This is a genomic window from Falsigemmobacter faecalis, assembly GCF_003863335.1.
Classification (GTDB): domain Bacteria; phylum Pseudomonadota; class Alphaproteobacteria; order Rhodobacterales; family Rhodobacteraceae; genus Wagnerdoeblera; species Wagnerdoeblera faecalis.
This window is the reverse complement of sequence record NZ_RRAZ01000004.1, coordinates 116756-135557: the sequence shown is the minus strand read 5'-3', so window position 1 is coordinate 135557 and position 18802 is coordinate 116756. Positions and strand designations below refer to the sequence as shown.

Annotated in this window: 16 protein-coding genes; 13 read left to right on the top strand and 3 right to left on the bottom strand. The window is 65.0% G+C overall.

Annotation, left to right across the window (positions count from 1 at the left end; all coding sequences use genetic code 11):
- Positions 1–38: 38 nt before the first annotated feature.
- The 3 genes from recN to EG244_RS03930 all read left to right on the top strand — a co-directional run bounded on the left by recN (position 39) and on the right by EG244_RS03930 (position 3820).
- Positions 39–1700 (top strand): DNA repair protein RecN, encoded by a 1662-nt coding sequence (recN, locus tag EG244_RS03940; RefSeq protein ID WP_124963705.1) that lies wholly within the window; start codon positions 39–41, stop codon positions 1698–1700.
- 246 nt (positions 1701–1946) lie between these two features.
- Positions 1947–2924 (top strand): threonine ammonia-lyase, encoded by a 978-nt coding sequence (locus tag EG244_RS03935; RefSeq protein WP_124963704.1) that lies wholly within the window; start codon positions 1947–1949, stop codon positions 2922–2924.
- Entirely contained in the window at positions 2924–3820 is an 897-nt protein-coding gene (locus EG244_RS03930) for an alpha/beta fold hydrolase (protein WP_124963703.1), read from the top strand. Before EG244_RS03935 ends, EG244_RS03930 begins: the two co-directional genes overlap by 1 nt.
- Positions 3821–4076: 256 nt before the next feature.
- Here EG244_RS03930 and EG244_RS03925 read toward each other — a convergent pair whose 3' ends face one another.
- On the bottom strand, positions 4077–7094 hold the full coding sequence (locus EG244_RS03925) for a hypothetical protein (RefSeq protein ID WP_124963702.1): 3018 nt from the start codon (positions 7092–7094) through the stop codon (positions 4077–4079).
- A 156-nt stretch (positions 7095–7250) separates the two neighbouring features.
- Between EG244_RS03925 and EG244_RS03920 the strand changes: the two genes are divergently transcribed.
- On the top strand, positions 7251–7955 hold the full coding sequence (locus EG244_RS03920; protein WP_158617230.1) for an SIMPL domain-containing protein: 705 nt from the start codon (positions 7251–7253) through the stop codon (positions 7953–7955).
- 168 nt (positions 7956–8123) lie between these two features.
- Complete coding sequence (gene hemP / locus EG244_RS03915) at positions 8124–8276, top strand: hemin uptake protein HemP (RefSeq protein ID WP_124963764.1); 153 nt, start codon at positions 8124–8126, stop codon at positions 8274–8276.
- A gap of 222 nt (positions 8277–8498) precedes the next feature.
- Here the strand turns inward: hemP and EG244_RS03910 are convergent, their stop codons facing one another.
- On the bottom strand, positions 8499–9518 hold the full coding sequence (locus tag EG244_RS03910; protein WP_124963700.1) for a dipeptidase: 1020 nt from the start codon (positions 9516–9518) through the stop codon (positions 8499–8501).
- A gap of 180 nt (positions 9519–9698) precedes the next feature.
- On the opposite strand from EG244_RS03910, the gene EG244_RS03905 reads away from it, so the two are divergent.
- From EG244_RS03905 to EG244_RS03885, 5 genes are read left to right on the top strand one after another with little or no spacing between them, the layout of a single operon-like run.
- Positions 9699–11306, top strand: coding sequence for an ABC transporter substrate-binding protein (locus EG244_RS03905; protein ID WP_124963699.1), 1608 nt, complete (start codon positions 9699–9701; stop codon positions 11304–11306).
- 51 nt (positions 11307–11357) lie between these two features.
- Positions 11358–12425, top strand: coding sequence for an ABC transporter permease (locus EG244_RS03900; protein WP_124963698.1), 1068 nt, complete (start codon positions 11358–11360; stop codon positions 12423–12425).
- 12 nt (positions 12426–12437) lie between these two features.
- A complete protein-coding gene (locus EG244_RS03895; protein WP_124963697.1) occupies positions 12438–13343 on the top strand; it encodes an ABC transporter permease in 906 nt (301 codons plus the stop codon).
- The gene (locus tag EG244_RS03890) at positions 13340–14173 is read left to right on the top strand and encodes an ABC transporter ATP-binding protein (protein WP_124963696.1); all 834 of its coding nucleotides are present in this window, start codon (positions 13340–13342) and stop codon (positions 14171–14173) included. The genes EG244_RS03895 and EG244_RS03890 overlap by 4 nt, the downstream gene beginning before the upstream one ends.
- A 2-nt stretch (positions 14174–14175) precedes the next feature.
- A complete protein-coding gene (locus EG244_RS03885) occupies positions 14176–14931 on the top strand; it encodes an ABC transporter ATP-binding protein (RefSeq protein WP_124963695.1) in 756 nt (251 codons plus the stop codon).
- 180 nt (positions 14932–15111) lie between these two features.
- Here the strand turns inward: EG244_RS03885 and EG244_RS03880 are convergent, their stop codons facing one another.
- On the bottom strand, positions 15112–15738 hold the full coding sequence (locus tag EG244_RS03880; protein ID WP_124963694.1) for a GcrA family cell cycle regulator: 627 nt from the start codon (positions 15736–15738) through the stop codon (positions 15112–15114).
- 383 nt (positions 15739–16121) lie between these two features.
- Between EG244_RS03880 and EG244_RS03875 the strand changes: the two genes are divergently transcribed.
- The 3 genes from EG244_RS03875 to EG244_RS03865 all read left to right on the top strand — a co-directional run bounded on the left by EG244_RS03875 (position 16122) and on the right by EG244_RS03865 (position 18598).
- Entirely contained in the window at positions 16122–17294 is a 1173-nt protein-coding gene (locus EG244_RS03875; protein ID WP_124963693.1) for an aspartate aminotransferase family protein, read from the top strand.
- 79 nt (positions 17295–17373) lie between these two features.
- Entirely contained in the window at positions 17374–18300 is a 927-nt protein-coding gene (argF, locus tag EG244_RS03870) for an ornithine carbamoyltransferase (protein WP_124963692.1), read from the top strand.
- A gap of 58 nt (positions 18301–18358) precedes the next feature.
- Positions 18359–18598, top strand: a complete 240-nt coding sequence (locus EG244_RS03865) for a sulfurtransferase TusA family protein (protein ID WP_407644025.1) — start codon at positions 18359–18361, stop codon at positions 18596–18598.
- Positions 18599–18802 lie beyond the last annotated feature (204 nt).

The following is an 18802-nucleotide window of genomic DNA, read 5'->3' as shown; positions in this document are numbered from 1 at the left end:
CCTCGACCTGCTGACGACGACGACCCCGGAAGAACCCGATGCTGCGCAGTCTGACCATTCGCGATATGCTGCTGATTGACCGGCTGGAGCTTGATCTCCGTCCCGGGCTTAATGTGCTGACCGGTGAGACGGGGGCAGGGAAATCGATCCTGCTTGATTGTCTGGGTTTTGTGCTGGGCTGGCGGGGCCGCGCGGATCTGGTGCGCCAGGGCGCGGATCTGGGCGAGGTGATCGCCGAATTTGATCTCCCCGCGGGCCATGGTGCCGAAGCCGTGCTGCGCGAGGCCGGGATTGAGGCGGAAGAGACGCTGATTCTGCGCCGCACCGTCACCCCTGAGGGCCGTCGTCAGGCCTGGGCCAATGACCGCCGCGTGGGCGCAGAGCTGCTGCGCAACCTCTCTGAGCATCTGGTGGAGCTGCACGGCCAGCATGATGACCGCGGCCTGCTGGATCCCAAAGGTCACCGCGCGCTTCTGGACGAATTTGCGGGCTCTGCGCCGCTGCTCGCGGAGGTGCGCGCGGCCTTTAGCGCGCTCAGCCGCGCGCGGCGGGACCGCGAGACGGCCGAAAGTCGTCTGCAACAGCTGAAAGCCGAAGAAGATTTCCTGCGCCACGCGGTGGGCGAGCTGGACAAGCTTGCCCCCGAACCGGGTGAGGATGCGCTTCTTGATGTGCGCCGCCGCGCCCTGCAGCAGGCGGAAAAGGTCCGCGAAGATATGGCGCGGGCCGTTCAGGCACTCTCGCCCCAGGGCGCAGAAGGCGTGCTGCGCGATGCGCAGCGCTGGCTGGAGGGCGCGGCCGAGCGCGGCGCCACGGTCTTTGAGGGCCGTCTGGACGCGCCGCTTGCTGCGCTGACCCGCGCCATGGCGGAACTCTCGGATGCCCAGGCCGGAATCGATCACGCGCTCGACGCGCTTGACGCCGACCCGTCGGAGCTGGACCGCGTCGAAGAGCGGCTCTTTGCGATCCGCGCCATGGCCCGCAAACATTCTGTGACGGCGGATGATCTGGGGCTGCTGGCCCAGGATCTGCGCCGCCGCCTTGAGGCGCTGGACGGCGCGGACCGCGATATGGCCGCGCTGGAGAAGGCCGAAAGCACAGCCCGCGCCGCGCATCTGGCGCTTTGCGCACAGCTGACCGCGCTGCGGACAGAAGCCGCAGTTCGCCTCGATCAGGCCATGGCATCTGAACTGGCCCCCCTGAAGATGGAACGCGCGGTCTTTCGCACCGAAGTGCGCCCCGATACCCCCGGCCAGGACGGCGCGGATGCGGTGGCCTTTACCGTGGCGACCAACCCTGGCGCGCCCTCAGGTCCGCTCAACCGCATCGCCTCGGGCGGTGAGTTGTCGCGCTTTTTGCTGGCGCTGAAGGTCTGTCTGACGGAAGGCACCTCGGGCCTGACGATGATCTTTGATGAGATCGACCGCGGTGTGGGCGGGGCCACCGCCGATGCCGTGGGCCGTCGTCTGCGCCGTCTGGCCGAGGAAGCCCAGGTTCTGGTCGTCACCCACAGCCCGCAGGTGGCTGCCCTTGGCGCGCATCACTGGCGGGTGGAAAAGCGCGTGATTGATGAGAGGACGCTCTCAACCATCACGGCCCTGGACCCCTCGGACCGCGTTGATGAAGTGGCGCGGATGATTTCGGGCGATCAGATCACCGATGCCGCCCGCGAAGCCGCCCGCGCCCTGATCAGCGCCTGACGCCATCCTCCTCAGGCGTCTGCCTGCGATTCTCACGCCTTTTTGTGGCGTCGGATCAGCTGGTTGACCGAGGTCCGATCGGGTCAGGCTCTCATCGTGAGAGCCCCGACCGACCATTTGCAAGGCCAGCGCCCGCTGCCTCCGGGAGAGCGGGGCAGGCGGCATAGTCTTTGCCGCAGGGCAGGGCCTCTGGTCATTCATGCTGGCTCAGGTGTAGCTTCGCGCAACGCCAGCCGGGAGAGCTTCATGACCGATATCACGCAAATCCGCGCCGCTGCAGAGCGGGGCCGGGGCCATCTGCGCCGCACGCCGCTGCTGTCCTCGCCTTTCCTCGATGAGATCGCGGGGCGGCGCGTGCTGGTGAAGGCGGAATGCCTGCAACATACCGGCTCGTTTAAGTTCCGGGGCGCCTGGTCGGCGCTCTCGGCGCTGTCACCTGAGGTGCGCGCCCGCGGCGTGATCGCCTATTCCAGCGGCAACCATGCCCAGGGTGTGGCGCTGGCGGCGAAGCTTCATGGCACCTCTGCCGTGATCGTCATGCCCAAAGATGCCCCCGCGCTGAAGATCGCCAATACCCGCGCCTATGGCGCTGAAGTGGTGCTTTACGACCGCGCCGGAGAGGACCGTGACGCCATCGGTCAGGAGATTGCCACCCGGCGCGGGCTGACGCTGATCCGGCCCTACGATGAGCCGATGGTGATCGCAGGTCAGGGCACGTCGGGCCTTGAGATCGCCGAACAGGCGGCAGAAGCGGGCGTCACCCGCGCCGACGTGCTGATCCCCTGCGGGGGAGGCGGCCTCAGCGCCGGTGTGGCCCTGGCGCTGGAAGCCGTGGCCCCTGGTCTGCGCGTGCGCCCCTGCGAGCCGCAGAATTACGACGATACCGCCCGCTCGCTGCGGGCCGGAGAGCGGCTGTCGAATGCGACCATGGCGACGTCGCTCTGCGATGCCATCGTGACGCCGATGCCGGGGCAGATCACCTTTCCGGTGCAGCAGCGGCTGTCCGGTCCGGGCCTTGTCGTGACCGAAGAGGACGTGCTGCGTGCGATGGCGCTGGCCTTTCAGCGGCTGAAAATCATCATCGAGCCGGGCGGGGCCGTGGGCCTTGCGGCGGCTTTGTTTCATGGTGCAGAGATCGCGGGCGAGGCAGTGATCTGCATCGCCTCGGGCGGCAATGTCGATCCTGAGATCTTCCTGCGCGCGCTGCAACTGCCGGAGAGCTGATGCCCTTTCTTGACCTTCCCGACCATCGTCTGCACTGGCGCGAAGACGGCGACCCCGGCGGCGCGCCGGTGGTCTTCGCCCATGGCCTCGGCACGCGCCTTGAGCTGTGGGACGAGGTGATCGCCGCACTCCCGGCGGGATTTCGCTTGATCCGCTATGATCTGCGCGGCCATGGCCTTTCCGGGGCACCCCCTGCGCCCTGGTCGATGGGGGCCTTCGTGCGCGATGCTGAGCGGCTTCTGGATCACCTGGGGCTGCGCGACTGCATCTTCATCGGCCATTCGCTGGGGGGGATGCTGGCCCAGGGGCTGGCGGTGAAGCGGCTGGATCTGGTGCGCGGGCTGGTGCTTAGTGGCACCGCCACCAAGATCGGCACCGCCGAGACCTGGGCGGCGCGGGCCGGGATAACCCGCGCTGACGGCATGGAGGCCGTGGCAGAGGCTGAGCTGGCGCGCTGGTTTCCGAGGTTTGCGCAAAAATCAAAGCCCGCGGGCGCGGCGCGGGAGATGCTGCTGTCGATGCGCCCGGAGAGCTATCTTGCGGCCTGTGGTGCCATTGCGGGGACGGATTTCTACGCCACCACCGCGCGGCTGACGCTTCCGGCGCTGGTTCTGGCGGGTGCCAATGACGGCGCGACCCCGCCGGACATGCTGCGCGAGACCGCCGATCTGATGGCCGGCGCGGATTTCGTGCTGCTGCGCGGGGCCGGGCATCTGGCCGCGCTGGATCGCCCGGAAGACCTGGCCCTTCAGATCGATGGGTTTCTGGCGCGCGTCGGTCACGCCCTTCACGAGCCCGGCCCGCGCACGCCGATTGCGGACTGCGGTGACGGCTGTGGCTGCGGCTCAGATCACGATTCTGACCACCACCACGGCGGCTGCGGTCACAGCCATTGATCCGTCCTGCACCTCAGCCCGGTTCGGCAAATACCGGCCCGGGCTGAGGGCATATCCCATGGGTCCGGGGCTTGCACAGCGCCTGCGGTGTCAGGACCAGGACGCAGCCTTCGGCAAGAGTCATTTGCCCGTGGCGGATGCCTGTCCTGCTGTTGTCAGGTCAAATGTCGCGGAAAGGGTCGGATATTTCGGCTGAGCCCCTGGCCCTGCCACAGGTCAGCGCCCCGGGAGTGGGGGGGGCAAATGTGGTCGCACTTCAGCCGCGCGGCAGCGCCAGCTGACGGACGGAGCCGCCTTTTTGATAGCTGAGCGTAGCGGCACCGATTGCGGTCACGCGGCCGCCGTCCACCCGGTCACCCACCTTAATCCGGACCACCCGGCCACCGCCCTCGCGCACCAGGGCATAGCGCTGCGAGGTGGTGCCAAAGACGCCGATCAGATTGACCTGTGCCAGATTGATGGCCCGCGTCAGCGTGGCCTGACGCGCGACGGAGGCCTGGGTCGGAATGCCGGGCGCCGCGCGGGCGGTCTCCGGCTCGCCGTCGTCGTCCATGCTGTTGTCATGGGCATTCGGCGGCGCGGCATTGCGGCGCGGTGCCGGAGCAGCAGCGGCCTGGCGCGTCTGCGGCGGGACGGCGATGGCCGCAACGGGCGTCACGGCCGCCGCGAGAGCGCCGGGACGCGCGGGCGGGCGGCGCGTCGCCGAGAGGGCACTCTCGGCGGAGACCAGCGAAGCCGCGCTGGCCGCAGCGGCGGCGGCCTCCGCCAGGGACTGCGCTTTTTCCGCATCATTCAGGCGCAGTGCGGCGCTCTCAGCGGCTGCATTGCGGGCGGCGGGGCGACGGGTCGGCGCGCCGGGGACCAGTGCTTCGGCGGTGGTGATCTCAGGCTCTGCCGCAACCGCGCCCTGCTCAGAAGCGGGCGCGGTTTCCGGGCGCAGCTTCGGGCGAAACCGGGTCAGGCGGTTATCGGGTTCAAAGCTGCCGGAGACTTCCGCCGTTGTTTCCTCTGTCGGGGTGCCCTCTGCCGCCTGGGCAGGGACTGCCGCGGCCGCCGCCGGCTCAGGCGTTGCGAAAGCCGGGCGGGCCGGGGGCACTTTGGCGGGGCGCGCGGCGACCAGCAAAATACCGTCCGGCGTGATAACCCCTTCCGCAGTCGGAATAATCCGCCCCTCAGCGTCGAACTGATACAGCGCACCCACCGCGGGCAGCGCACCAACGGGGGCCGGGGCCGGATCCTGACCTGCGCTCGAGACCGAGGCGCTTTGCACCGGCTGCGGTGCGGTCAGGCTGGCAACCGGGGCCTCGGTGCCGGGCAGGGTCAGCTCATCTACGGTGAGACCGGCGGTGCTTTCCGACGCCGCTTCGGGCAGGGCGGCGGCGAGCGGGGCATCGGCCAGTTCTTCCGCGTCAGCCGCTTCGGGAAGCGCTTCTGCCAGCAGCGGGGCGGGACGCTCTGCGGCGGGCGCGGGGACGGCTTCCGCGGTTTCTGCGGGCAGCAGATCCGTTTCGGTCAGAAAATCGCCTTCCTGCGCGAGAAGGATCTCCTCGGTCTGGTCGGCTGCACCCTGATCCGCGGGGCTTTCGAGGAAGATCGCGGCCCAGATCGCCACCGCCAGCAGCAGCGCCAGCAGCGCACCGGTCATCGCAAGACCGAGGTAGCGCGGCTTGCCGCCCACATCCCGGCGGCGGCCATAGACGGTCATGGCTTCGGCTTCCGTCGCCGCGGGCCTGACCTTCACGCGCGCAGACGGAGCGGGCAGTTGCGGCGGCGTGGCGGCAGTGGCCGGGCGGGGGGCAGGGGTCTTTTCGGCGCGGCGGCGCGGCGCGCCCTGATCCATGGCTTTGCGCAGCCGGTCGGGTGCCGCCGGGACGGCGGCGACCTTCGGGCCGGGCCGTGGCGCGCGCGGGGCCACAATCGGTGCCGGATTGAGCGAGGCGGCGAGTGAATCTTTCGTGGCCGCCAGAATGTCTTCTGCATCCCCGGGCCAGGATTCGGTCAGCTCTGCGGGATCACTTTCGGCAGCGATCGCCTCTGAGATGCTGAGATCTTCTGTGGCAGAAGGCAGAGGGCGCTCTTCGGGGGGCGCGGGCTCCGCCTCGGGGGCCTCGGCCGCAGCGGCTGCGGCCAGACGCTCGGCCAGGGTGGCCGGGGCGGGGCCTGCGGTTTGCGGGCGGGTGGCAAGTTCGGCCAGCAGTCGCGCGGCGGGCGAGACATCGCTGGGCGCGGGCGCCCAGTCCGACTGCTCATAAAGCGGCGCAGCGGTCTGCTGGTCCTCAAGGATATGCGCGGCGGCGGGGAGTTCGGCCTCGCCCTCCGGCTCTCCGTCGGTTTCAAACTCTGCGTCAGAGGCCAGCTCATCCGACAGCGAGGCGGAGTGCCAGAGCGGCTCTGCCTCGGGCTCCGGCTCCGTTGCGAATGCACGTTCAACCGAGGGTCCGGCCTGCCAGACAGGCGCGGGTTCAGGCTCAGGTTCGACTGCCTGCTCAGGCGCTGGCAGTGCCAGGTCTTCGGGCAGAGCCTCGGGCTCGGGCTCGGGCTCTGGTTCGGCTGCGGGCAGCGGATCCGCGAGCGGAGATGCTTCGGTGGTGTCGATGTCTGAGGCCGCTTCAGGCTCAGGCGCGGTCTCTTCAACGAGCGGGGCAGGGGCGTCGTGAACCGGTTCCGGTTCGGCGAAAGCCTCAGCCTCGGTTGCCGCTTCAGCATCCGGCAGGGCCGCAAAAAGCGCGGCGGCGGTCAAGATCACCAGCGGGCCGGATTCGCGCGCGGGGCGATCCGCTTCGGGCAGGGCCGCGCCTTCTTCGCTCAGGCCAAACCAGGCGAGGCCTTCAAAGGAGCCGTCCTCCGGCTGTGCGGCGAAGGCGGCGGGATTGAAGCGGTAATCGCGGGCGAAGCTTTCGGCCTCTGCCAGGGTCTCGCGGGCGGCGGCGGCGATGCGGATCACGCCGTTGCTGTCAGCCCAGTCATAGACCAGATCGCCGATGGCATAGGGGGTGCGGCCCTCAAGCGCCTCAATCACCCGCGCTGTGCGGTCAGCAGGGTCGGCGTCACCTGCCTCAATCGCGGTATAAAGCACTTCGCTGTTGGGAAGGATCAGCAGCGAGCTGAATCCCTCGGGCGCAATATCCTGCGCCTGGCCGCGCAGGGCGCCCAGCGAATCCATGAGATCAGGATCGTCGAAACGGACAGATCCGAGAGAGGTCCAGCCTTCGGGCAGGCGGTGCAAAAGACCGACGCTGTCCTGGCTGAAAAGAAGGGCGAATGAAGGCTTCATGCGTCTTACTATGTACCGGTGCGCGCGGGCTTACCACTGGGACGTGAGGGGTCATCTGTTACGTATAGCAGGATTCTGCCAAGTAAAAGAAAATCTGCCAGGATTTCGCTAACCACCCGCGTCATACTCTCATCAATGCATCAAGGGAGTGAACCGATGCGCAGGACACTGACCGGACTTCTGGCCGCCGCCATGATGGCACAACTGGCGGCAGCGCCGCTTTTTGCACAGGAGATGAAACCCGTGATTACCGTGACCGGTGAGGCGGGGGTGAAAGTCGCGCCCGATATGGCCACCATCCGGATCGGGGTGGATACCCTTGAGGGGACGGCCGCAGAGGCCATGCAGAACAACAGCGCACAGATGCGCAGCGTGCAGGAGGCTTTGCGCGCCAGCGGTCTGCAAGACCGTGATCTGCAGACCAGCGGTCTGTCGGTGCAGCCCGAATACAGCTATCCGCAAAACGGTGAGCGGGTGCTGCAGGGTTACCGCGCCACCAACGGGCTGAACGTGCAGGTGCGCGATCTGGCAAAACTGGGCGGTATTCTGGATCAGGTGACCAAAGACGGCGCGAATAACATTGGCGGGCTGAGCTTTGGTCTGCAGGAAAGCGGGAAGGCGCAGGATGAAGCGCGGGTCGCAGCCGTCAAAGAGGCGCGCCGCCGCGCTGAGATGATGGCAGAGGCGGAGGGCGTGAAGCTGGGCCGTGTGCTGGAGATCCGGGAGGGGTCTGAGCCGGCACCGCGCCCGATGATGCGGATGGCTGCCGCAGAGGCGGCCATGGCCCCGGCCCCGATTGAAGCGGGCGAGATGGAGTTTTCCACCTCGGTGACCCTGACATGGGAGTTGATAAAGCCCTGAGCGGCGGATTTCCGCACCCCGGCCGACAAGTTGCGGGCGGGGTGAAATCGGGATTTGACAATTCCAGGTGAATCAGTCAGGATTTAGACATCCCAGCCACGCCGTGACGGCCAGCCCCGGAGAGACCGCAACCTCCCGCAGGAGTTCGCCATGAGCTGGCATGACCGCATGATCCCCGCCGTTCCCGCATCCCCTGTCGCGATGCCGGTGCACGCAGCCGAAAGCCTGACGGCGGGCGGCAATCTCGCGCATATTCAACTTCAGGGGCAGATTTACACGCTCCGCATCACGCGCCAGGGCAAGCTGATCCTGACGAAGTGAGCTGTGATCCCCGCATGCAGGGCGGGTACGACAGGTGCGGGCTCCCTCACGCGCCCTGTCCCTGACCGGGGGCGTCCTGAACGGCGCCCCCGGTTTGGTTTTTCAGGGCAGGGTCCGGGTGGGGGATTCCCTGGCGGGCGGCGGTGAGGGGGGCAGGCGCCGGGGGCCTGTGCGGCCCCCGGACCCCCTGCAGAGTATTTTTAAAAAGCCAAAGCGGCGGGGTCAGCCGACCACGCGGCGCAGGAGGCTGATCCAGTTGCCCCAGCAGATCCGCTCAATGAGGGAGGCGCCGAAGCCTGCGTCCTGCAGGGCGGTGATCAGTTTGGGCAGGTCTGCCGCGGTTTGCAGATCGGCGGGCACGCGGGTGCCGTCGTAGTCTGAGCCAAAGGCCACGCCACCTTCGCCGAGGCGGTCGATGAGATATTTCAGATGCTCGACGATCAGGGTGATCGGGGTGTCGGGGTTCACCTGCGCATCTTTGCGCAGGAAGCGGGTGCCGAAATTCACCCCCACAAGGCCGCCTGATTCTGCGATGATCGAGAGTTGCCGGTCGGTCAGGTTGCGCGAATGCGGGCAGAGGCCATGGGCATTGGAGTGGGTAGCGACGAGTGGGCGGGAGGAGAGCTTTGCCACATCGTTAAAGCCGGCCTCATTGAGGTGGCTGAGATCGATCAGGATGCGCAGGCGTTCGCATTCGGCGATGAGCCGCAGCCCCTCGGGGGTGAGGCCGGGGCCGATGTCGCCGGTGGAGGGATATGCGAAGGGCACGCCGTGGCCGAAGCGGTTGGAGCGGCTCCAGACGGGCCCGAGCGAGCGCAGGCCGGCGGCGTGGAGCATCTCAAGTTCGGCGAAATCGGGGCCGATGGCCTCGGCGCCTTCGAGGTGCATGACGGCGGCGATGGCGCCGGTTTTGCGGGCCTCTTCGATCTGCGCGGCGGTGGTGCAAAGGCGCAGGCGGGCGGGGTCGGCCCGGGTCATGCGGACCAGGATGGCCGCCATTTCAAAGGTGACGCGGCGGGCTTTGTCGATATCGACCGGGAGCTTCACATCGGCGCCGGGCAGATCGTCTCCGGCGACGAAAAGCGCGAAGAAGCCGCCGCCAAAGCCACCCGTGCGGCACTTTGCCACATCAAGCGCGCCTTCGCGCCCGGTGAAGAAGGAGGCGCCTTTCAGATCTCTCTGGTTGTGCAGGTGCCAGAGCAGATCATTGTGACCGTCAAACAGGGTGAAATCCGGGATCATTTTCTCCGCCTTACCTCAAAATCGTGCTAAATGTCTGGGGTGGCAGACATTCTGCCGGGTGAGCCTGCTTGACAACTTCGGCGTTCTGACCACGCTTTCCTGATCAGAGGGTCAAATCTCAAACGGCCCGTCTGCCGATCGAATAACGCGCCAGGCGCGGAGCGTATAGGGAGTAGTCATATGAAGTTGGATGTTCGTTTCGGAACCGCAGGGCTGGCGCTGGCCGCGGCTCTCACGCTGGGGGCTTCGCCTGCGGCGCTGATGGCGGCCACCCCGGCTGACACCCTGGTGATTGCGGATAAGATTGACGATATCGTCTCGCTGGATCCGGCGGAAGCCTTTGAGTTCTCGGGCGTTAACATCATCAACAACACCTATGATTCGCTCATTGAGCTGGATCCGAACAAACCGGGTGAGCTGATCCCGGGTCTGGCGGAAAGCTGGGATGTTTCGGAAGATGGTCTGACCTTCACCTTCAAAATGAAGGAAGGCATCACCTTTGCTTCGGGCAATCCGGTGCGGGCGGAAGATGCCGCCTGGTCGCTGCAGCGCGTGATCAAGCTGAACAAAACCCCGGCTTTCGTGCTGGCGCAGTTCGGCTTCACGCCTGAGAACGTCGAAGAGATGATCAAGGCAGATGGCGATACCGTCGTCATCACACTCGCGAAGCCCTTTGCGCCGTCGATGTTTTACAACTGCCTGACCGCCGGTCTGGCCGGGATCGTCGACAAAGAGACGGTCATGGCCAATGAAGTCAACGGCGACATGGGCAATGAATGGCTGAAGAGCAATTCGGCTGGCACCGGCGCTTATGTGCTGCGCTCGTTCAAGCCGCAGGACAGCTATGTGCTGGATCGCCGTGACGGCTACTGGCGTGGTGATGCGAAGCTGAAGCGCGTGCGCGTGAACCACATTCCCGAATCCGCGACCCAGCGTCTGCAGCTGGAAAAGGGTGACATCGATATCGCCCGCGGCTTGTCGAACACCGATGTGGCCGGTCTTGAGGGCAAGGCGGATGTGAAAGTGGAAGAGGCCCCGAAAGGCTATATCTACTACATCGCCGCCAACCAGAAAAACGAGATCCTGAAAAAGCCGGAAGTCATGGATGCCCTGCGCTGGGCCGTTGACTACAAAGGCATCACCGACACCGTCCTCAAAGGTCAGATGATGGTGCAGCAGGGCTTCCTGCCGGCCGGCTATCTCGGCTCGCTGGATGAGACCCCCTACAGCCTTGATGTGGCGAAAGCCAAAGAGCTGCTGGCGGCTGCGGGTTATCCGAACGGTTTTGAAGTGACCATGACCGTGCGCAACGACCAGCTGCGTATGGAGATGGCGCAGGCAATCCAGAACACTCTGGGTCAGGCGGGCATCAAAGTGACGCTGAAGCCGGGTGCCGGCGCCGAAGTTCTGGGCGATTACCGCGCCCGTAACCACGAGCTGACGCTGCAGTCCTGGGGCCCGGATTACCCCGATCCCCATACCAATGCCTCGACCTTTGCCTGGAACCCTGATAACGCCGATGAGGCAAAACTGACCGGTGTTCTGGCCTGGCGCAACGCCTGGGATCCGGGTGAACTGACCGCTGCCGTCGATGCGGCCGTGGTGGAACGCGACACTGAGACGCGCAAAGCGATGTATGAAGACATGCAGCGCAAATTCCGCGACGACTCGGGCTTTGTTCCGATGTTCCAGGAGATTGCTCAGACGGCGCTGCGCGCCAATGTGAGCGGCTTCCACACCGGCGGCACCATCGATTCGGCGACCTATTGGTACACCGAGAAAAACTAAGCAAACCCGTGCCCCCGGATTAAGACTCCGGGGGCATAACATCTGGATATCATGACGATTACCGAGACCCCCGCTCCGCGATCGCCGTCCAAACTCTGGCGGCGCACGAAAACGGTCCTGAGTGTCGTGCTGGCTCTGGCCGCGACATTCCTTGGTCTGCTTTTTGTTACCTTCATCATCGGTCGGGTGGTCCCGATTGATCCTGTGCTGGCGATTGTCGGCGAACGTGCGTCTCAGGCGCAGATTGAGGCCGCGCGGACCGCGCTGGGCCTTGATCGTCCGATGTGGGAGCAGTTCTACATCTATGTGGTCAATGTCTTCCAGGGCGACCTTGGCACCTCGCTGCTGACGCGCCGTCCGGTGCTTGAGGACATCATGAATGTCTTCCCGGCGACGCTGGAGCTGGCCACGATTGCAACGATTTTCGGCGTTCTGACCGGGATTCCGGCCGGTGTTCTGGCGGCAACGCGCCCTGGCACCTGGATTGACCAGATCGTGCGGATCATTGGTCTGGCAGGCTATTCGACGCCGGTTTTCTGGCTGGGTCTGATGGGACTTCTGCTGTTCTACGGCACCCTTGGCTGGGTGGGCGGCGGTGGCCGGGTTGGCAATGAATTTGTCGATATCCTGGAATTTGACATCGCGCGCGTCACGGGCATTGTGCTGATCGACTCGGCGCTGGCCGGTGAATGGGCGGTTTTTGCCAATGCGCTGAAACATGCGATCCTGCCCTCGGCGGTGCTGGGCTATTATTCCATGGCCTATATCAGCCGGATGACGCGCTCTTTCATGCTGAATGAACTGAGCCAGGAATATATCACCACGGCCCGCGTCAAAGGCATGCCGGAGTGGCGGGTGATCTGGGTGCATGCGTTGAAAAACGTGATGGTGCCGCTGATTACGGTGATTGCGCTGTCTTACGCCAACCTGCTGGAAGGCTCGGTTCTGACCGAGACCGTCTTCTCCTGGCCGGGTCTGGGGATGTATATCACCAATGCGCTCTTCTCGGCGGATATGCCTGCCGTTCTGGGGGGCACCGTGGTGGTGGGTCTGGTCTTTGTGGCCATCAATATGCTGTCGGACGTGCTTTACCGCCTCGTCGACCCGCGTGCGAAATAAGGGGTGGCAGCGATGACGACTTTGACTGAATGGCTGCGCGACCCTTCGCCGAAAAGCCGTGTGCAGGCCCGTGTGGGGCAGAGCTACCTGGGCTGGCTGCGCTTTCGGCGCAACCCGCTGGCTATGGCGGGGGCGCTGATTGTGCTGCTGCTGATCGTGCTGGCGGCCTTTGCGCCGCTGATCGCGCCGCATGACCCGATCGCCCAGGATCTGAGCCAGCGTCTGCTGCCGCCGGGCACCCCGGGCTATCTGATGGGCACCGATGAATTTGGTCGCGATATCCTGTCGCGGATCATCTATGGCTCGCGCGTGACGCTTTATATCGTGACCATGGTGGCGGTGACGGCCCCGCTTTTCGGCCTGCTGGTCGGCACCGTTGCCGGTTATGCCGGTGGCTGGGTGGACCAGGTGCTGATGCGGATCACCGATATTTTCCTCGCCTTCCCGAAGCTGATCCTGGCGCTGGCGCTGGTCGCCGTGCTGGGGCCGGGGATTGAGAATGCGGTTCTGGCCATCGCGCTGACCTCCTGGCCGCCCTATGCGCGGATGTCGCGCGCCGAAACCCTGACCGTGCGCAATGCCGATTACATCGCTGCCGTGCGTCTGCAGGGCGCGGGTCCGGTGCGGGTCATCTGGGGCCATGTCATGCCGATGTGCATGTCTTCGGTGGTGATCCGGGTGACGCTGGATATGGCGGGGGTCATTCTGACCGCGGCCGGTCTGGGCTTCCTGGGGCTTGGCGTTCAGCCGCCGCTGCCGGAATGGGGCATGATGATTTCGTCCGGGCGCAAGTTCCTGACCGATTTCTGGTGGGTTGCGACCATGCCGGGTCTGGCGATTTTCGTGGTCTCGCTGGGCTTTAACCTGCTGGGCGATGGTCTGCGGGATGTTCTTGATCCGCGGAGTGCCGGTAAATGAGTTTGCTGACTGTTAAAAACCTCCGGGTCACCTTTGACACTGAGGCCGGCAAGGTTGAGGCCGTGCGCGGCGTCAACTTCACCCTTGGCCGCGAGCGTCTGGGCATTGTGGGCGAATCCGGCTCCGGCAAGACCATGACCGGCCGCTCCATCCTGCGTCTGGTGCGCAAGCCGGGCCGGATTGAAGCCGATGAGATGACTTTCGACGGCATCGATCTGATGAAGGCCTCAGAGCGGCAGATGCGCGCGCTTCGCGGCCCGCGCATCGCCATGGTCATGCAGGACCCGAAATATTCGCTGAACCCGGTGATGAAGATCGGCCGTCAGCTGACTGAGGGGCTGCGCCTGCGCGAGAAGATCTCCGACAAAGAGGCGCGGGCGAAAGCCATCGCGGCGCTTGAGGCGGTGAAGATCCGTGACCCCGAGCGGGTGATGGAAGCCTGGCCGCATGAGCTCTCGGGCGGCATGGGCCAGCGCGTCATGATCGCCATGATGCTGATCCCGAACCCCGATCTGCTGATCGCCGATGAGCCGACCTCGGCTTTGGATGTGACGGTGCAGGCGGAAGTTCTGAAGATCCTTGATGATCTGGTGAAAGAGCGCGGCATGGGGCTGATCTTTGTCAGCCACGATCTGCGTCTGGTCTCGCAGTTCTGCGACCGGGTGTTGGTGATGTATAAGGGCCGTGTGGTGGAAGAGGTTGAGGCTTCGAAGCTCATGGAGGCAAAGCATCCCTATACCCAGGGGCTGCTGAACTGTCTGCCGCGCATCGGTGGTGGCCGTGGGCCGCTGCCCTCGCTTGACCGGTCTGCACCCTGGGCGGAGGCGTAATCATGGCGCTGATTGAAGTTAAGAACCTCTCGGTTTTCTTTGAGGCCGGGGACCGCATCGTCCAGGCTGTCAAAGACGTCTCTCTGAGCGTGGATGAGAAGGAAAGCTATGGTCTGGTGGGGGAGTCGGGCTCCGGCAAATCCACCATTCTGCGCGCGATCTGTGGTCTGGCGCCGATTTCGCGCGGCGAGATCCTGATTGGCGGTGAGCCGCTGCTGACCCCGCGCGGTAAAGCCTTTACCCGCAAGGTGCAGATGGTCTTCCAGGACCCCTATGCCTCGATCCATCCGCGTCACACCATCGACCGCACCCTGAGCGAGCCGCTGGCGATCCACGGCATTGGCAATACCGATGCCCGGGTGGTTCAGGCCCTGCGCGATGTGGGTCTGCCGGAGAGCTTCCGTTTCCGTTATCCGCACCAGCTTTCGGGCGGTCAGCGCCAGCGCGTGGCGATTGCCCGCGCGCTGATGCTGGAGCCGGAGATCCTGCTTTTGGATGAGCCGACTTCAGCGCTGGATGCGAGCGTGCAGGCGGAAACGCTGAACCTTTTGAACCGGTTGCGTGCTGAGCGGGGGCTGACCTTCCTGATGGTCAGCCACGATCTGGCGGTGGTGGATCACATGTGTGAGCGGGTTCTGGTCATGCAGCATGGTCGCGCGGTGGAAGAGATGGAAAATGGCGCGCTGGCCAATGCCTCGATGAAAACCGACTATGCCCGCATGCTTTATGAGGCTTCGGCCGACCGCATGCTGGGGTAAGCGGCGCTCGTACGGAGAGCGCCGGGGAGGGCTGCCTGCCCTCCCCGGACCCCGCCCGGGAGTATTTTGTAAAAGCCAAAATCAGGGGCTGTCCGGTCGGGCGGCCCCTTTTCATTTGGCAGGGCGGAAAGCGAAAAGCCGCCCCGGGGGGGCGGCTTTGGGAGAGAGCGGGCGCTGCGCTCAGCGGCGGCGGTCGCGCCGCGCGCTCATGGGCTGGAAGGCCACGCCGACATGGGCGTCGCAATAGGGTTTGCCGGCCTGCGAGGGCAGGCCGCAGAACCAGAAATCATCCGTTGCCGGATCGCCGATCGGCCATTTGCAGGTCCGCTCGGTCAGCTCCATCAGCGTCAGGCGGCGGGCGCGCTTTTCAACTTCGCGCACCGAGGCGAGGGCTTCGGGCGAGATCTCATTGAGTGCAGGCTGCGGCGGCAGGGGTTGGCCTGCGGGCACGATGGTCTTGCGCAGGGCCACTGCAGCCGGGGCCGGAGCCGGGGCTACGGGCGGGGCGGCAGGTGCGGCGGCGGCAGGCGCCGGCGCCGGGCGCGCCGGAGCGGCCGCCGGCTCGGGGGCAGGGGCTGCCACAGGCTCGGGGGCCGGTGGCGGGCTGGCCGCTTCGGGCGCAGCCTGAGGTGCCGGGGCGGCGGCCTCTTCGGGAGCCGCATTGCGGTTCGACAGTCCGAGGCGGTGCACTTTGCCGATCACCGCGTTGCGGGTGACCCCGCCGAGTTCCTTGGCGATCTGGCTGGCCGACTGGCCTTCGCCCCACATGCGCTTGAGCGTTTCGACGCGCTCGTCGGTCCAGGTCATCGGGAAACCTCGTGTTTCGGCTGATTGCCCGCATTTTAGCGGTGACGGATACGGATACAAGACCGTGCGCCCGGGTTCAAGCGCAAGCGCCCCCGCAGGGCGCGGTGGTCCGGCTGTCTGCAAGATATGGCACCCTTGGGCGGGATTTCATAGGGCATGCGGCAAAATTCCTTGCACGGGCGCGTGAGCAGAGCTAATTAAATGCCATGACCCAGGCAGCCCTCCTTACTGAACTGCTCCGACGCCGACGCTGATGCGTTTTGCGCCACATTGGTCGTGCTTTGCCCGGGATGTCGGGCGCTCTCCTCATCTGATGTTGACAGTCCCGGTGGCCTTCGCCACCCCTTGGGACAAGCCCTTGCGGCCCTATTCAGGGAATTTCCATGATCGCTTCCGTATTGCCCACCTATAATCGTGCACCGCTGGCGTTTGAGCGCGGCGAAGGCAGCTGGCTGATCACCACGACGGGCGAGCGATATCTCGACCTCGGAGCTGGGATCGCGGTGAATTCCCTTGGCCATGCCCATCCGAAACTGGTCTCGGTGCTCGCCGATCAGGCCGGGAAGCTCTGGCATACCTCCAACCTCTATGAGGTGCCGAACCAGCAGAAGCTGGCGGATCTTCTGGTCGCCCATACCTTTGCAGACACGGTCTTTTTTACCAACTCGGGCACCGAGGCTGCAGAGCTTGCGATCAAAATGGCCCGCAAGCACTTCTACGAGAAGGGCGAGAAAGACCGCATCCGGATCATCTCTTTCGACGGCGCTTTCCATGGCCGCTCCACCGGCGCGATCGCCATGGCGGGCTCGGAGAAAATGGTGAAGGGCTTTGGCCCGCTGATGCCCGGCTTCACCACGCTCGCTTTCGGCGACATGGAGGCCCTGCGCGCCGGGATGGGCGCCGATGTGGCCGCCGTCATCATTGAGCCCATCCAGGGCGAAGGCGGCATCCGCCCGGTCTCAGACGCCCAGCTCAAAGAACTTCGGGCCATCTGTGATGAGGCAGGCGCACTTTTGATCCTTGATGAAGTGCAATGCGGCATGGGCCGGACCGGGCGCCTTTTTGCCCATGAGCTGGCGGGCGTTAACCCTGATATCATGATGGTGGCCAAGGGCATCGGCGGCGGCTTTCCGCTCGGCGCGGTGCTGGCCACCGAGGAGGCCGCATCCGGCATGGCCGCAGGCAGCCACGGCTCGACCTATGGTGGCAACCCGCTCGGCTGCGCCGTGGGCTGCACGGTGGTGGAAACCATCGCAGATCCCGCCTTCCTTGGCGAAGTGAACCGCAAAGCGTCGCTCTTCCGTCAGGGTCTCGAAAGCCTCGTTGCCCGCCATCCGGATGTCTTTGAGGAAGTCCGCGGCCTCGGCCTGATCCTGGGCCTCAAGTGCAAAGTGGCCAATAGTGATGTCGTTCAGGCCGGCTACGCGCAGCATCTTCTGACCGTGCCCGGCGCGGATAATGTCGTGCGCCTGCTCCCGGCGCTCAACATCCCCGACACCGATATCACTGAGGCGCTGACCCGCCTTGATCAGGCCGCCGCCAGCCTCAAAGCCTGAGGACTTTGGCTTTTTAAAAATACTCCACGGGGGTCCGGGGGCGTGAAGCCCCTGGCCTTCAGCCGAAAGCAAAACCCCAATGCCCAGCTTCCTTGATCTTCACACCACCTCTCCGGCTGACCTGCGCGCCATGATCGACACCGCGCGCGCCATGAAAGAGGCCCGCGCCGGTCTGCCGCGCGGCACGCCCGATGCAGACCAGCCGCTGGCCGGCCGCATGGTGGCCCTGATTTTCGAGAAGCCCTCGACCCGGACCCGCGTCTCCTTTGATGTCGGCGTACGTCAGATGGGCGGACAGACCATGGTGCTCTCGGGCAAAGAGATGCAGCTCGGCCATGGTGAGACCATCGCCGATACCGCGCGGGTGCTCTCGCGCTATGTCGATCTCATCATGATCCGCACCTTTGAAGAAGACACCCTCAAAGAGATGTCGGATTACGCCACGGTCCCGGTCATCAACGGCCTGACCAACCGCACGCATCCCTGCCAGATCATGGCCGATGTCATGACCTATGAAGAGCACCGCGGCCCGATCAAAGGCAAAAAGGTGGTCTGGGCGGGCGACGGCAACAACGTCTGCGCCAGCTTCCTGCATGCTGCCGGGCAGTTTGGCTTTGATTTTACCTTCACCGGTCCGCAAACCCTTGATCCGGAAGATGTCTGGGTAAAATTCGCCCGCGAAAAAGGCTCGACCGTCGCGATTGAGCGCGACCCCTTCAAGGCGGTCGAAGGCGCCGATCTGATCGTCACCGACACCTGGGTCTCGATGCATGATCCGGAATCGGCCAAAGAGCGCCGCCACAACCAGCTGCGCGCCTATCAGGTCACGCAAGAGCTGATGAACCGCGCCAATCCCGATGCGCTTTTCATGCATTGCCTGCCCGCGCACCGCAATGATGAGGTCACCAGCGAGGTGATGGACGGCCCGGCCTCGGTGATCTTCGATGAAGCCGAGAACCGTCTGCACGCGCAAAAGGCCGTCATGCGCTGGTGCCTTGGCCTCTGAGGACCCGCGGGGGCCCCCGGTCCCCGCTTTCCCCGCCTGCCTGCAAAAGAGAGCTGTGATGATGAGTAATGAGGCCCGTGAGGTCGATGCCTGCGGGCTTTTGTGTCCGCTGCCGGTTCTGCGGGCGCGAAAAGTGATTCTCAGCCTGCAGCCTGGCGCGCTTTTGCGCCTCCTGGCCACCGATCCTGCGGCCGTGATTGACGTGCCGCATTTCGCCCGCGAGGGCGGGCATGAGTTCCTTGGCAGCGAAGAGCTTGCAGGCGGTGTGACTGCCTATCTGCTGCGCCGGGGCGCCTGAGCCCTGCAATCGATCCTGTAAGCCGCAGCTAAGTCTCTGACGGGCTGCGGTTTTTTCATGGGCGGTATCCGCAGTGTTCCAGTTAATGAAATGTTCACACTTGTTCCCATAAAGTTCTTGACGACTCGGATGTGAAAATGAGAACGTTCTGGCAACATCACAATGGGGGCCAGAATGTTCTTTGAATTTTTCGCCATCTTCAGC

Bases quoted from the DNA above. Each gene is read 5' to 3' on its own strand.
- recN (WP_124963705.1), top strand. From the start codon at position 39: ATGCTGCGCAGTCTGACCATTCGCGATATGCTGCTGATTGACCGGCTG.
- EG244_RS03935 (WP_124963704.1), top strand. From the start codon at position 1,947: ATGACCGATATCACGCAAATCCGCGCCGCTGCAGAGCGGGGCCGGGGC.
- EG244_RS03930 (WP_124963703.1), top strand. From the start codon at position 2,924: ATGCCCTTTCTTGACCTTCCCGACCATCGTCTGCACTGGCGCGAAGAC.
- EG244_RS03925 (WP_124963702.1), bottom strand. From the start codon at position 7,094: ATGAAGCCTTCATTCGCCCTTCTTTTCAGCCAGGACAGCGTCGGTCTT.
- EG244_RS03920 (WP_158617230.1), top strand. From the start codon at position 7,251: ATGCGCAGGACACTGACCGGACTTCTGGCCGCCGCCATGATGGCACAA.
- hemP (WP_124963764.1), top strand. From the start codon at position 8,124: ATGATCCCCGCCGTTCCCGCATCCCCTGTCGCGATGCCGGTGCACGCA.
- EG244_RS03910 (WP_124963700.1), bottom strand. From the start codon at position 9,518: ATGATCCCGGATTTCACCCTGTTTGACGGTCACAATGATCTGCTCTGG.
- EG244_RS03905 (WP_124963699.1), top strand. From the start codon at position 9,699: ATGAAGTTGGATGTTCGTTTCGGAACCGCAGGGCTGGCGCTGGCCGCG.
- EG244_RS03900 (WP_124963698.1), top strand. From the start codon at position 11,358: ATGACGATTACCGAGACCCCCGCTCCGCGATCGCCGTCCAAACTCTGG.
- EG244_RS03895 (WP_124963697.1), top strand. From the start codon at position 12,438: ATGACGACTTTGACTGAATGGCTGCGCGACCCTTCGCCGAAAAGCCGT.
- EG244_RS03890 (WP_124963696.1), top strand. From the start codon at position 13,340: ATGAGTTTGCTGACTGTTAAAAACCTCCGGGTCACCTTTGACACTGAG.
- EG244_RS03885 (WP_124963695.1), top strand. From the start codon at position 14,176: ATGGCGCTGATTGAAGTTAAGAACCTCTCGGTTTTCTTTGAGGCCGGG.
- EG244_RS03880 (WP_124963694.1), bottom strand. From the start codon at position 15,738: ATGACCTGGACCGACGAGCGCGTCGAAACGCTCAAGCGCATGTGGGGC.
- EG244_RS03875 (WP_124963693.1), top strand. From the start codon at position 16,122: ATGATCGCTTCCGTATTGCCCACCTATAATCGTGCACCGCTGGCGTTT.
- argF (WP_124963692.1), top strand. From the start codon at position 17,374: ATGCCCAGCTTCCTTGATCTTCACACCACCTCTCCGGCTGACCTGCGC.
- EG244_RS03865 (WP_407644025.1), top strand. From the start codon at position 18,359: ATGATGAGTAATGAGGCCCGTGAGGTCGATGCCTGCGGGCTTTTGTGT.